The sequence below is a fragment of the Glaciibacter superstes DSM 21135 genome (genome assembly GCF_000421145.1).
GTDB lineage: Bacteria > Actinomycetota > Actinomycetes > Actinomycetales > Microbacteriaceae > Cryobacterium > Cryobacterium superstes.
This window is the reverse complement of record NZ_ATWH01000014.1, coordinates 65366-77825: the sequence shown is the minus strand read 5'-3', so window position 1 is coordinate 77825 and position 12460 is coordinate 65366. Positions and strand designations below refer to the sequence as shown.

15 protein-coding genes are annotated in these 12460 nt (G+C 64.2%); 10 read left to right on the top strand and 5 right to left on the bottom strand.

Features of this window, described 5'->3' with window-relative positions:
• Positions 1 to 7 precede the first annotated feature (7 nt).
• Together K323_RS0118820 and K323_RS29905 are read right to left on the bottom strand one after the other, a co-directional pair.
• Positions 8 to 367: a GntR family transcriptional regulator gene (locus K323_RS0118820; protein ID WP_022886813.1), complete on the bottom strand. Its 360-nt coding sequence runs from the start codon at positions 365 to 367 to the stop codon at positions 8 to 10.
• Between the two features lie 28 nt (positions 368 to 395).
• On the bottom strand, positions 396 to 713 hold the full coding sequence (locus K323_RS29905; protein ID WP_022886812.1) for a carboxymuconolactone decarboxylase family protein: 318 nt from the start codon (positions 711 to 713) through the stop codon (positions 396 to 398).
• Between K323_RS29905 and pdxR the strand changes: the two genes are divergently transcribed.
• Positions 714 to 2066 carry a MocR-like pyridoxine biosynthesis transcription factor PdxR gene (gene pdxR, locus K323_RS27290; protein ID WP_022886811.1) on the top strand — a complete coding sequence of 451 codons (1353 nt, stop codon included), beginning with the start codon at positions 714 to 716 and terminating at the stop codon, positions 2064 to 2066.
• Positions 2067 to 2094: 28 nt separating this feature from the next.
• On the opposite strand, the gene K323_RS28555 is transcribed toward pdxR, so the two are convergent.
• Both K323_RS28555 and K323_RS0118800 read right to left on the bottom strand, forming a co-directional pair.
• Positions 2095 to 2574: a hypothetical protein gene (locus K323_RS28555; RefSeq protein ID WP_022886810.1), complete on the bottom strand. Its 480-nt coding sequence runs from the start codon at positions 2572 to 2574 to the stop codon at positions 2095 to 2097.
• 11 nt (positions 2575 to 2585) lie between these two features.
• Positions 2586 to 3023: an Lrp/AsnC family transcriptional regulator gene (locus K323_RS0118800; protein ID WP_022886809.1), complete on the bottom strand. Its 438-nt coding sequence runs from the start codon at positions 3021 to 3023 to the stop codon at positions 2586 to 2588.
• 178 nt (positions 3024 to 3201) lie between these two features.
• On the opposite strand from K323_RS0118800, the gene ddaH (K323_RS0118795) reads away from it, so the two are divergent.
• The 3 genes from ddaH (K323_RS0118795) to rocD all read left to right on the top strand — a co-directional run bounded on the left by ddaH (K323_RS0118795) (position 3202) and on the right by rocD (position 6419).
• The gene (gene ddaH, locus K323_RS0118795; RefSeq protein ID WP_022886808.1) at positions 3202 to 4059 is read left to right on the top strand and encodes a dimethylargininase; all 858 of its coding nucleotides are present in this window, start codon (positions 3202 to 3204) and stop codon (positions 4057 to 4059) included.
• A gap of 225 nt (positions 4060 to 4284) precedes the next feature.
• On the top strand, positions 4285 to 5157 hold the full coding sequence (gene ddaH / locus K323_RS0118790; protein ID WP_026851846.1) for a dimethylargininase: 873 nt from the start codon (positions 4285 to 4287) through the stop codon (positions 5155 to 5157).
• 14 nt (positions 5158 to 5171) lie between these two features.
• Positions 5172 to 6419 carry an ornithine--oxo-acid transaminase gene (rocD, locus tag K323_RS0118785; RefSeq protein WP_026851845.1) on the top strand — a complete coding sequence of 416 codons (1248 nt, stop codon included), beginning with the start codon at positions 5172 to 5174 and terminating at the stop codon, positions 6417 to 6419.
• 200 nt (positions 6420 to 6619) lie between these two features.
• Here the strand turns inward: rocD and K323_RS0118780 are convergent, their stop codons facing one another.
• Positions 6620 to 7237 carry a TetR/AcrR family transcriptional regulator gene (locus tag K323_RS0118780; RefSeq protein ID WP_022886805.1) on the bottom strand — a complete coding sequence of 206 codons (618 nt, stop codon included), beginning with the start codon at positions 7235 to 7237 and terminating at the stop codon, positions 6620 to 6622.
• Between the two features lie 154 nt (positions 7238 to 7391).
• Here K323_RS0118780 and K323_RS0118775 point away from each other — a divergent pair, with 154 nt between their 5' ends.
• The 6 genes from K323_RS0118775 (at position 7392) to K323_RS0118750 (ending at position 12353) form a co-directional block, all read left to right on the top strand.
• Positions 7392 to 8672: a sugar ABC transporter substrate-binding protein gene (locus K323_RS0118775; RefSeq protein WP_022886804.1), complete on the top strand. Its 1281-nt coding sequence runs from the start codon at positions 7392 to 7394 to the stop codon at positions 8670 to 8672.
• Between the two features lie 2 nt (positions 8673 to 8674).
• The gene (locus K323_RS0118770; RefSeq protein ID WP_022886803.1) at positions 8675 to 9598 is read left to right on the top strand and encodes a carbohydrate ABC transporter permease; all 924 of its coding nucleotides are present in this window, start codon (positions 8675 to 8677) and stop codon (positions 9596 to 9598) included.
• A complete protein-coding gene (locus tag K323_RS27280) occupies positions 9595 to 10491 on the top strand; it encodes a carbohydrate ABC transporter permease (RefSeq protein WP_022886802.1) in 897 nt (298 codons plus the stop codon). The genes K323_RS0118770 and K323_RS27280 overlap by 4 nt, the downstream gene beginning before the upstream one ends.
• Positions 10492 to 10552: 61 nt before the next feature.
• On the top strand, positions 10553 to 11716 hold the full coding sequence (locus K323_RS0118760) for a glycoside hydrolase family 1 protein (RefSeq protein WP_022886801.1): 1164 nt from the start codon (positions 10553 to 10555) through the stop codon (positions 11714 to 11716).
• 62 nt (positions 11717 to 11778) lie between these two features.
• Entirely contained in the window at positions 11779 to 11985 is a 207-nt protein-coding gene (locus tag K323_RS0118755) for a CopG family ribbon-helix-helix protein (protein ID WP_022886800.1), read from the top strand.
• A complete protein-coding gene (locus tag K323_RS0118750) occupies positions 11982 to 12353 on the top strand; it encodes a type II toxin-antitoxin system death-on-curing family toxin (RefSeq protein WP_022886799.1) in 372 nt (123 codons plus the stop codon). Before K323_RS0118755 ends, K323_RS0118750 begins: the two co-directional genes overlap by 4 nt.
• Positions 12354 to 12460: the final 107 nt, after the last annotated feature.

Here is a 12460-nt window from a genome sequence, read left to right as displayed (position 1 = left end):
CTGGCGACTAACGGATGCCGAGGGCTGAGCGCACGATCGACAGCGCCTCGTTTGCGTCCACACCGAGCGACTTCGCCCGGTCGGCATAGGCGACCGCGGCGAGTTGCACCTGCTGGTGGGTGGGGTCGCCGGTTGCGGCCACAAAAGACCCGTTGCGTCCGCGAGTCTCGATGACGCCGTCCTGCTCCAGCTCGCGGTAGGCGCGGGCTACGGTGTTCGCGGCGAGTCCGAGCTCTGTGGCCAGCGCGCGAACCGGCGGCAGCCGAGCGCCAACGGCGAGCTTCTTCGAGCGCACAGCATTGATGACCTGCCTGCGGAGCTGTTCGAACGGAGGGACCGCCGAGTCTGGATTGATGGCGAACTTCATGCTCTCAGGGTAGTCATCACGCTGGTAATCAGGCCGTGAGCTGCTCCTCGCCGGCCTGTTCCTCGAGTGCCGGGGTCTCGAGCAGAGTGCTGATGGCGATGCGATTCCAGACGTTGATCGTGCTGATCAGCAGGATCAGGTCAGAGACCTCGCGCTCGCTGAACTCATTGCGTACGCGGGTCCAGAGTTCCTGCGGAACACCACCCTCGGAGATGAGTGTGATCCGTTCCGTGAGCTCGAGGGCGAGCTTCTCCCTCTTGCTGTAGAAGCTCGATTCCTTCCACGTGGTGACCGAGAAGATCTTCCGCAATGGCACTCCGCCGTTCTGCAGATCGACGGAGTGCATGTGACTCTGGACTTCGCGAACAGGCTCGCCGTCTCGCGCAACACCGTCGCGATCGCCTACGAGCGTCTGACAGTAGAGGGGTACCTCGACAGCGCCGTCGGCTCGGGTACGTTCGTTTCGGCCAACGCAGCGCTTTCGGTCAACGCGGCGCCGTCGCGAGGCGGGCGACAAGCACCTGTCACCGGGTTGAAGCCGCGCCGCGAGCGGAGAGGAGTCCTCGATGACAGTGAGCCGCCACCCGGTCCCATCGCCTTCGACTTCAGTATGGGAACGCCGGATGCAGCCGTGTTCCCGCTGGACACCTGGCGGCGATCGGTGGCGCACGCCATCCGACCGGCGATCATCGGCACCGGTGGGTACCGCGACCCGGCAGGCAGCGGCACTCTGCGCCAGGCGATAGCACGCCACATCGGCGTCTCCCGCTCCGTGCGGGCTGGTGCGAACGACGTGCTGGTCACCCAGGGGGCGCAGCAGGCCTTCGATCTGGTCGCCCGGGTGCTTATCGAGCCGGGGGACGTCGTCGCGGTGGAGGAACCGGGCTATCCGCCGGTGCGCGGGCTATTCGAATCGATGGGAGCGCGGGTGGTCGGGGTGCCGGTCGATGCCGAGGGCCTGGTCGTGTCCGCCATTCCCGCCCGCACGAAACTCGTGTACATCACGCCGTCGCACCAGTTTCCGCTCGGCACGGTCATGACTCTTCGGCGACGAAGGGAACTCCTTGCGTGGGCCGGCCGTCACGACGCGGCAATTCTCGAGGACGACTACGACACCGAGTTCCGATACGGGAACCGGGCGCTGGACCCGTTGCAGAGCCTGGACCGTGACGGACGAGTCGTGTACGTGGGGACGTTCTCCAAGACCATGCTGCCGATGATCCGGATCGGATTTCTGATAGCACCGCTGATGCTCCAGCCCGCGCTGCGGCGTGCCAAGCTCCTCGCGGACTGGCAGGGGGAGTCAACGACGCAAGCTGCCGCGGCGGAATTCATCGACAAGGGCCACCTCGCCAGGCACATCAGGAAAGCCGGCCGGGAGTACGCGGCGCGGAGAGAGTGCATAGTCCGCACGGTGCGATCCGACTTCGCGGATGTACTTGAGCTCTTTCCGTCTTCTGCGGGGCTGCATGTGAGCGCTCGAGTGATCGACGACCTGGTCGACGTCGGTCAGGTGGTCGCGAATGCCGGTGTGCTCGGTGTCCGGGTGCAGTCTCTGGGGAGATTCTGCGCAGAGTCGCCCGGTGTTCGGGGACTGGCGCTCGGATTCGGCACCATCGCCCTCGAAGACATCCCGGATGGCCTGAGGCTGTTGGCCGGCGCGATCGACCGGGCGAGGGCGGGCCGGCCCGCGACCTAATGCAGCGGTCGGAGTCATCCGTTCTCGCCTAGTGCAGCGAGTACTTGGCGAGGATCAGGGCGGCGGCCAGTACGGCGGTGCCGGTGGCGACAAAGACCAGCGGCCAGCCACGGATGCCGCGGAGCCGGGCTCCGGTGACGGCCACGCCGCAGAGAACCAGGGTCGCGACGATGACCCCGATCTGTGTCGCCGTTACGGTGCTGAGTCCGAATGCGGTCCCGATCACCACGACCACTACCGGAAGGAAAGCCGCAGAGAGCATGGGTGCGCTCACCCGCAGGTGATGGCTCACGTTCTTCCAGCCGACTGCGCCGTCACCCGGGCCGATCGAGTAGGCGAAGACATGGGTGGCGTAGTAGACGAGGTTCGTTAACACGACAATCCCGATGATCGTGCCGATCGGTTGTCCACCGACGCCGATCAGGGTGCTGGCGGCGATGAGGGATCCGTATGCTCCCGCGCTGACGCGCTCTGCGCCGACAGGGCTGATCGTCTTCTCGCGTCGCACCGATCGCTCCGTCAGTCGGCGGCGCGTTGAATCAGGCGGGAGAGCACGATCGCGCTGCGGGTGTGGTCGACGTTCGGAGCAAGTCGAACCTTCTCGAGTGCGGCTTCCAGCCCCGCGATATCGCGCGCACGGATGTGCACCATCGCGTCTGCACTGCCGCTGACGGTGCTCGCGTCCACCACCTCCTGAATTCCGGAGAGGAGTCGAAACAGCTCCTCTGGGGCCACCGTGCCTCGGCAGAACAGTTCGACATAGGCCTCTGTGCCCATGCCATCAACTGTCGGATCGACCTGGATTGTGAAGCCACGGATGACGCCGTCTGCCACGAGGCGATCGACACGACGCTTAACCGCGGATGCCGAGAGGCCGATCACCGATCCGATATCTCCATAGCCGGCACGGGCATTCTGTCGCAGCAGGTCGAGGATGCCACGGTCTAGATTGTCCATCCTGAGAGTCTAGGCGCAATCGTTGCGTTACCGCCGTGATTTACGCATCTTATGCGCGCATCGTGGTGGAAATCACCGGATACCTGCGTGGGAAACTGAACCCAATCGGCGCCCCGCCCCGTCGCTGATCAAACGGCGGGCTTCAGTGCCCCGTGCCACGACGAAGGAGCCCACCGCGGTGACCACTCTGCTCGAAACCACTGCCTCGGCATCCGTTCGCCGCGCAACGAAGCGCAGCTACCTGATGTGCCGGCCAGACCACTTCACGGTCGCCTACGCCATCAACCCGTTCATGCACCCAGGTGAGCCCACCGATACCGGACTCGCCATCCGTCAGTGGGAGATCCTGAAAGGCACCTACCGCTCTCTGGGTCACGACGTAGACCTGCTCGATCCGGTGCCAGGCCTCATCGACATGGTGTTCGCCGCCAACGGCGGCTTCACGCTGAACAACCGGGCGTTCGTCGCGAGCTTCACCTACTCCCAGCGCCAGGCGGAGGCGCTCTCGTTCCAGGCCTGGTTCGGCACCAATGGGTTCGAGACGCACGCCGCAACGGCGGTGAACGAGGGCGAAGGCGACTTCGCGTTTGTCGGCGGGGTGATTCTCGCCGGGCATGGATTCCGTTCGAGCCTGGCGAGCCACGACGACCTCAGGCGCGTGTTCGGTTGCGAAGTGCTGAGCCTTCGGCTGGTCGACGAGCGGTTCTATCATCTCGATGTCGCGCTGACGGTGCTCGATTCGGAAGCCACAGAGGGGCCAGCCCGAATCGCCTACCTGCCAGGCGCGTTCGACGACGAGAGTCGGGCTGCGCTCGCAAGCCGCTTCCCCGACTCGATCCTGGTTTCGGAGGCCGAGGCGGCGATTCTCGCGTTGAACTCTGTTTCCGACGGGCGGAACGTGGTGGTCGCACAGGATGCCCACGACTACATCAACGATCTCGCCGCTGCCGGTTACACGCCGGTACCCGTCGACCTCTCCGAGCTGCTGAAGAGCGGCGGCGGCGTCAAGTGCGTCACCCAGGAGCTTCGGCGCTGAGCGACCCCAGCTAATTCTTGCGTCACCAGCGGTACCCAAGCAGATTAACTGCGTAGAGAAGTGGGAAACGTCGAATCATGCTGTGTGACACTGGAAGTGGCGTCTTGTCGGCGGGGAGAACATCCTGGCCGGTGGGCTCGTGTGAGTGACCTGGTCCGCCATCGACTCAGTACCGATGAAGGAGTTTCCATGTCGACAGATCTCGAGTCGGGTGCCCGACCCGCCATGTCTGCAACACCGGTTGAAGCGCCGGCCGCAACGCCCGTGCGTACGCCAACCGCACGCACCGTGCTCATGTGCAAGCCCGAGTACTTCACCGTCGTCTACCGCATCAACCCGTGGATGGACCCGGCGCTGCCGACCGACACCTCGCTCGCCGTGCAACAGTGGCAGACCCTCTACGACACCTACATCGGCCTCGGCTTCGACGTGCAGCTCATCGAGCCGATCGACGGCCTCCCAGACATGGTCTACGCGGCCAACGGCGGTTTTGTCATCGACAACATCGCATACGGTGCGAACTTCACCTATCCAGAGCGCCAGCCGGAAGGTCCGGCCTACATGGACTGGTTCCGTGAAGCGGGCTTCGATGTGCGTGTGCCGGAAGAGATCAACGAGGGCGAGGGCGACTTCCTGCTGGTCGGCGACGTCATCCTGGCCGGCACCGGCTTCCGCAGCAACTCGAACAGCCACCAGGAACTGGCGAGAATCTACGGCCGCGACGTGATCACGCTGAATCTCGTCAACCCGAACTTCTACCACCTCGACACGGCCATTGCCGTGCTCGATGCCGGCCTGGACGGCGGCAGCGGTTCAACGACCGGCGAGATCGCCTACCTGCCGAGCGCGTTCGACGAGCCGAGCCTGGCGATCCTGCGCGAGCGGTTCCCCGACGCGATCATCGTCACGGAGGAAGACGCGGCGATCCTCGGCCTGAACTCATACTCAGACGGCTACAACATCGTGATCGCGTCCCGCGCGAAGGATTTCGAACGCCAGCTGCGTGCAAGCGGCTTCAACCCGATCGGCGTCGACCTGTCTGAGCTGCTGCTCGGCGGGGGCGGCGTGAAATGCTGCACCCTTGAGTTGCGGCGATGAGCGAGGAGATGACCATGACCCAGACCGAAACGGACACCAAGGCATCCGCTGCCCAGGCGCACGCGATCGACCTCGAGAACCAGCACGCTGCCCACAATTACCACCCGCTGCCGGTGGTTGTCGCCTCCGGTGACGGCGCCTGGGTGACGGATGTCGACGGTCGCCGCTATCTGGACTGCCTGGCCGCGTATTCTGCCGTGAACTTCGGGCACTCGAACCCGGTGTTACTCGACGCGGCGCGCGAGCAGCTAGGTCGCATCACGCTGACCAGCCGCGCGTTCCACAACGACCAGCTTGGCCCGTTCGTGACCGCGCTCGCCGAACTGGCCGGCAAAGACCTGGTGCTGCCGATGAACACGGGAGCCGAGGCCGTTGAGTCGGGAATCAAGGTCGCCCGAGCCTGGGGATACCGGGTGAAGGGTGTCGCGCCTGACCAGGCGAACATCATCGTCGCCGCCGGAAACTTCCACGGTCGAACCACGACGATCATCAGTTTCAGCGACGATCAGGACGCGCGCGCCGACTTCGGTCCGTTCACCCCGGGTTTCCGTACGGTTCCGTATGGCGACGCTGCGGCGCTTGAGGCGGCGATTGACGAGAACACCGTCGCCGCGTTGATCGAGCCCATCCAGGGTGAGGCCGGCGTCGTTGTTCCGCCGGCCGAGTACCTGCCTGCGGTGCGCGAGATCACCGCTCGCCACAATGTGTTGTTCATTGCCGACGAAATCCAGTCGGGGCTTGGGCGCACCGGCGCAACGTTCGCGTGTGATCTTGTGGACGTGGTGCCAGACCTCTATCTGCTCGGGAAAGCGCTCGGCGGGGGAATCGTTCCGGTATCCGCCGTTGTCGGCAACCGCGACGTGCTCGGGGTGCTTCAGCCAGGGCAGCACGGGTCGACCTTCGGTGGCAACCCGCTGGCCGCTGCCGTCGGCCTGGCCGTGGTGAAGATGCTGGCGACGGGTGAGATGCAGGAGACCGCACGCATCCGTGGTGCACGTCTCCACGATGGGCTGACGAAGCTTGTCGGGCGCGGTGTGGTGGCGGTGCGCGGCGCCGGACTCTGGGCGGGAATCGACATCGACCCGGCGCTTGCGTCTGGCCGCGAGGTCTGCGAAGCGCTGATGTCTCGGGGGCTGCTCGCGAAGGATACCCATGGCTCCACGATTCGCCTGGCACCGCCGATCGTCGTCTCAGACGACGACATCGACTGGGCCGTCGAGCAGCTGACCATCGTGCTCGGGGAGTTCGCCGCCGCGAAGTAGTTTCGTCGGCGTGGCTTGGCCAGTGACGTCGCCCTGCGGCGTGGATCCCGACGCGCCAGTTGCGCGCGTATGCACCAGGCGCGCATGGCGCATGCGCGCGTAACTGGTGCGTGCCGTCTGGTCGTCGCCTACGACGTGCGGATGCTGACCTCCGCTCAGGAGCTCGGCTTCCGTACCGCGTCGCCTCGTTGAACATCAAACTACGCGTCGCTGCGGGGCGCGAAGAGGTACCCGCGCAGGAACTCCTCGAATGTGGCTGACATGTCGACCGATTCGTCGAGCAACCACTGCTGTTGCAGTCCATCCATGACCGCGGCAATCAGGCGTGAAGCATGCGTCACATCGAGGTCTGTCCTGATGATGCCGTCGCGCTGGGCGTCGGCGAGCACCTCACGTGCGGATGACGCGCGTGTCGCATAGCGCTCCTTGAAATATTCATGCGCCGGATGTCCAGCATCCGTCGCCTCCGCCGCAATCACCGTGTAGAGCGAGGTCAGGCCGCGCGTCGTCTGGTTGTATGCGACGACGTTGCGGGTCTGGTCGAAGAGGGAATCTTCGATGAAGTCGCCCGCAGCGTGCTGAACCAGTGAGTCGCGCTGGCGTAGTACCTCGGTGAACAGTTCCTCCTTCGAGGCGAAGTGGTGCATGACCCCGGCGGGCGTGAGCCCCACCCGCTTGGCGATCTCACGAAGTGAGCCGCTGTGGTACCCGCTGCGGCCGAAAACGGCGAAGGCCTCGTCGACGATCTGCTGCCGCCGTGCTTTGCCCTTCGGATAGCTGCCGCGCTTACCCGAATCATCCCGCTTGTTTTCACTCACGACTAAAACCTACCCCCTGTACGGTTTCTAGAGTAGTGTGTCCCTTTGTCGGGGGGCAAGACAGGCGCAACGCACACCGCACGCACCAAATGAACCACCGCACGCACCAAATGAACGCACGCACCAATTGAACGCTGACCAACGGAGGCCGGACATGAGCACACACTGGAGATCACTCGGAATCATCGCCGTCGTCGGAGCCCTGGCACTCACCGGCTGTGGCCGCGGCGGCGGCGAAGGCGAAGGCACAGGGGATGCCGGGGCAGGAGAGGCGATCAACGACGAGCCCGCTTCGGGCGAGATCACCATCTGGGCGATGGGCAACGAGGGGGAGGTGCTTGGCGATCTTGCCGGGCAGTTCGAGAAGGAAAACCCCGATGCCACCGTCAACGTCACCGCCGTTCCGTGGGAGAGCGCCCACGATCGCATCGCCACCTCGATTGCCGGAGGTGAGACGCCCGACATCTCGATGCTCGGCACTACCTGGGTCGGTGAATTCGCGGCAACCGGCGCGCTCGAGCCCACACCAGAGGGCGTCGTCGACGAGTCCTCCTTCTTCGAGGGATCGTGGGAGACCGCTGTTGTTGACGATGTCGCATACGGCGTGCCGTGGTACGTCGACACACGCGTGCTCTACTACCGAACCGACATGGCCGAAGCCGCCGGCGTCGAAGCACCGACGACCTGGGATGAGTACAAAGCCTTCGCGGCGGCATTGAAGCAGCAAGGTGCAGCATCCGGAGTCTCACTGCCACCTGGAGGCCTTGATTCCTGGATCTACGTGACGCCGCTGGTTTGGCAGCAGGGCGGCGACATTCTGAACGACGATGGCGAGTTCGACTTCACCAGCCAAGAGTGGAAGAACGCGTTCGAGTTCTACCAGAGCTTCTTCACCGACGGGATCTCTGAGCCGGTTCGACTGGAGGGCGGCGAGATCGAGCAGAAGTTCATCGACGGCGAGATCGGCTCCTTCTTCAGCGGACCGTTCCACGTGAGCCTTCTGCGTGAGCAGGGTGGCCCAGAGTTCGCAGACAAGTTCGCCGTCGCCGAGGTGCCCGGCGACAAGACGCGCACCAGTTTCACCGGTGGAGGCAACCTCGCGGTGTTCAATGACAGCGAGAACCGGGATGCCGCGTGGAAGTTCGTGCGCTGGCTCAGCCAGCCGGAGACCCAGATGAAGTGGTACGACATCTCCACCGACCTGCCGTCTGTGCAAGCCGCTTTTGACGACCCGACCTTCTCAGAAGATCCGTACCTCAGCGTCTTCGCCGAGCAGTTGAAGGACTCCAAGGCGCCGCCCGCCATCCCGACGTGGGCCCAAGTCTCGGCCGTGATCGACCAGGAACTCGAGAAGGTCACGCGAGGTGACCAGAGCGTTGACGCAGCGCTCGAGGCAATCCAGCAACAGGCGGAATCGATCGGCACAGGCGAGTAGTCGTGGTCGCCGTCAACCCGGCGCTCGGACGGGCGCCCCGCCGACGTTCGCCGGGGCGCCGCAAGCTGACCTGGACGGCATGGGGGTTCGCAACCCCGTTCCTGATCCTGTTCCTGGTGTTCATGGCCGGGCCGATCGTGGCGTCGTTACTGATGAGCTTCACCGACCTGACGACCCGCGACCTGCGCACTCCGTTCAACGTGAACCTGGTCGGGTTCGAGAACTATGTGCACCTGTTCGAGGATCCTCGGTTCCTGAGGTCGATGCTGAACACCGGCATCTTCGTCGTGGTCGGAGTGCCGCTCACCATCGTCGTTGCCCTGCTGGTCGCACTGGCCCTGAATACCGGCATCACGAAGTTTCGCACCGTGTTCAGGGTCGGCTATTACGCGCCCGTCGTCACCAGCATCGTCGCGATCGCCATCGTCTGGCGATTCATCCTGCAACCGGATGGGCTGCTCAATGGCTTTCTGTCGTGGTTCGGAATCACTGGTCCGAACTGGCTGGAAGACACCACCTGGGCGCTTCCGTCGCTCATCCTGATGGCGGTGTGGCGCAACATCGGCACACTGATGGTGATCTTCCTCGCCGGACTGCAGGGCGTGCCGCAGGAGCAGCACGAGGCGGCCATGATGGACGGTGCAGGTGCCGTGAAACGGTTCGCCAACGTGACCATCCCCGCACTCCGACCGGCCCTGCTGTTCGCCGCTGTCATCACCGGAATCGGCTTTCTGCAGTTCTTCGAGGAACCATTCGTCATGACACGGGGCGGCCCGCTCGACAGCACACTCTCCGGTGCCATGTACACCTTCAACCAGTTCGGCTTCGGGAACTACTCGTTCGCATCCGCCGCCAGTTACGTGCTCTTCCTGGCCATCGTGGTGTTGTCGCTGGTGCAGTTCCGCCTGCTGAGGGAGAAGCCATGACCAGCCAGGTAACGGATGCGCGCAAGCCGACGGATGTCGGTCGGCCGACGGATGGGCACCGCACGCGCCGTCGCTCGAACACCACGCGCAAAACGGTTCTCTACGTTGTACTGACACTGGGCGTCGTCGCCATGGTGTTTCCGTTCATCTGGATGGTGCTCGGCTCATTCAAGACGAACGCGGAGATCAGGCGGTCGCCGCTTGGCTTCCTGCCGGAGAACCCGACTCTCGACAACTATGCCCAGCTGTTCGGCCGGCTCGACTTCACGACCTTCTTCACCAACAGCGTGATCGTTGCGGTTTTCGTCACCCTCGGCAACATCGTGTTCTCCTCCATGGTCGGGTATGCGCTCGCAAAGCTGGAGTTCGCAGGCAAGCGACTGTTGTTCGGGATGGTGCTCGGCACGCTGATGGTTCCCGGCGTTGTCACCTTCGTGCCGCTGTTCGTCCTGACCAGCAACCTCGGTTTGGTCAATTCGTATCCGGGACTGATCCTGCCGTTCCTGATCACCCCGCTCGGAGTGTTCCTGATGCGACAGTTCATCGGCAGCCTGCCAGACGACATCATTGAGGCAGCCAGGATCGATGGCGCAAGTGAGTGGCGGATCTTCCTGCGGGTGATCATGCCGCTCTGCGGGCCGGCGGTCGCCGTGCTGACAATCCTGACCTTCCTCGGCAGTTGGAACAACTTCCTCTGGCCGCTGGTGGTTGCCACCAGCGAGGAGAAGTACACACTTCCGGTGGCGCTGGCCCTCTACTCCGTCGGGCAGAACGCCGCCCAGTACGGGCTGATGATGGCCGGCGCCGTTGTGGTGGTCATCCCGGTGCTGCTGGTGTTCGTCGTGCTGCAGCGCTATTTCGTACAGGGCATCGCGCTGACCGGCATCAAATGACCGCGTGTCGCGCGGCGACCAGTCACAATCCAACGACCAGTCACAATCCAAGGAGAGACGAATGACCTTCCCGAACGGGTTCCTCTGGGGCGCCTCAACCGCAGCGCACCAGGTCGAAGGCAACAATGTGTCAAGCGACTGGTGGCTCAGGGAGCACGGGCACGCACCGAGTCCCAGCCCGATCGAGTCACCGAGCGGGGATGCCGCTGACAGTTATCACCGCTACCCAGAAGACATGCGGATGCTCGCTGACGCCGGTCTGACCAGCTATCGCTTCAGCATCGAGTGGGCGCGCATCGAACCGGAGAAGGGGTGTGTCTCCCTTGCGCAGCTCGATCACTACCGGCGGATGGTCGACACGGCGCGAGATCTCGGGCTCACTCCGATGGTGACACTGCACCACTTCACAAATCCGGCCTGGTTCGCGCGCGAGGTGGGCTGGCACTCGCCGCGCGCCGTCGACCTGTTCGGTCGGTTCACTGAGACGGCGCTGCCGGTGCTCACGGACGTCGAACTCGTCTGCACGATCAACGAGCCCAACATGGTCGCCATCATGGCGAATTCCGAGGAGAGAGACGCGTTCCTGTCCGGAGGGCTGCCGTCCGGGCATCCGGTGGTGACAGAGAACTTGATCGGCGCGCATCGAGTGTCATCCTCGATCCTCCGGTCGGCGGGAAAGCAGGCGGGCTGGTCGGTTGCGACGCAGGCCTATCAGGCGGAGCCAGGGTTCGAGGGTGCGGCAGCAGAGCACGGGCGCTCGCGGGAAGACGTGTTCCTCGATGCGGCGGCCGGTGACGATTGGATCGGTATCCAGGCCTACACCCGAACGAAGATCGGGGCCGACGGCCCGGTGCCGATCCCCGCTGGCGCGGAGCGAACCCTCACCGGCTGGGAGTACTACCCTGGAGCACTCGAGTTCGGCATCCGTCGCAGCTGGGAACGCAACGGCGTGCCCGTGTACGTGACAGAGAACGGCATCGCGACGGCGGATGACGCGCGTCGGATCGACTACACGGCGGGGGCCCTTGAGGGGGTCGAGCGTGCGCTCGCAGACGGAATCGATGTGCGTGGCTATCTTCACTGGAGTGCGCTCGACAATTATGAGTGGGGCAGCTTCAGGCCGACATTCGGGCTGATCGGCTGGGACCCGGAGACGTTCGAACGCAGCCCCAAGCCGAGTCTCGCCTGGCTCGGAGGCGTCGCGCGGCGAAACGCGTTGCGCTGACGGGCGTCGGATCCTCGCCGCAGAGTGAGACCGGTGTGATACCACAGTGATACCATGAGCGCATGGCCATGACGGTGAGACTCCCGGAAGAACTCGACTCGGCGCTTGAGGCGATCGCGAGAGTGAGGCACACGTCCAAGCACGCGCTCCTCGTTGAGGCGGCCGGAGATGTTGTTGCGCGGTACTCGCGCCGCGAGGAGATAAAGTCCGGTCTGGATTTTGTCCTCAACCATGACGCTGACTTGCTCAAGCGCCTCGAAGACGCGTGACGCTCTACCTGGAACAGGACGACGCGCTTCAGGTGACCGGGCGCTTCGGCTTCCCTGTGCGGGACGCTGGCCTCCTCTCGTCGGCTCTCGCTCGGCCCTCCGCTTCCATGTTCGGAACCGACGCCTACGCGACGCTTGACCGCAAGACTGCAGCGTTGCTCGAATCCCTGGTGAGAAACCACCCTCTGGTCGACGGAAACAAGCGCACCGGCTGGACACTCATGGTGCTGTTCCTCTGGATCAATGGCTACGAGCACAACTTTTCGACCGAAGAGGGATTCGACCTTGTTGTCGGTGTTGCGGAAGGCATCATCGACCTCGACGGCAGCGAAAGCCGTATCGCCGCCCACCGCATTCTCCGATCCTGAGATTACGGCGGAATCCTGACGCGGGGCGCCAACGGGCTCCCAGTTGACCCGTTTGCGCCGAGCGTCGCCAGTGGTGCGGCGACACTCGGCGCAAACAGCGATTATGG

Bases quoted from the DNA above. Each gene is read 5' to 3' on its own strand.
- K323_RS0118820 (WP_022886813.1), bottom strand. From the start codon at position 367: ATGAAGTTCGCCATCAATCCAGACTCGGCGGTCCCTCCGTTCGAACAG.
- K323_RS29905 (WP_022886812.1), bottom strand. From the start codon at position 713: ATGCACTCCGTCGATCTGCAGAACGGCGGAGTGCCATTGCGGAAGATC.
- K323_RS0118800 (WP_022886809.1), bottom strand. From the start codon at position 3,023: ATGGACAATCTAGACCGTGGCATCCTCGACCTGCTGCGACAGAATGCC.
- ddaH (WP_026851846.1), top strand. From the start codon at position 4,285: ATGTCTGCAACACCGGTTGAAGCGCCGGCCGCAACGCCCGTGCGTACG.
- rocD (WP_026851845.1), top strand. From the start codon at position 5,172: ATGACCCAGACCGAAACGGACACCAAGGCATCCGCTGCCCAGGCGCAC.
- K323_RS0118775 (WP_022886804.1), top strand. From the start codon at position 7,392: ATGAGCACACACTGGAGATCACTCGGAATCATCGCCGTCGTCGGAGCC.
- K323_RS27280 (WP_022886802.1), top strand. From the start codon at position 9,595: ATGACCAGCCAGGTAACGGATGCGCGCAAGCCGACGGATGTCGGTCGG.
- K323_RS0118760 (WP_022886801.1), top strand. From the start codon at position 10,553: ATGACCTTCCCGAACGGGTTCCTCTGGGGCGCCTCAACCGCAGCGCAC.
- K323_RS0118755 (WP_022886800.1), top strand. From the start codon at position 11,779: ATGGCCATGACGGTGAGACTCCCGGAAGAACTCGACTCGGCGCTTGAG.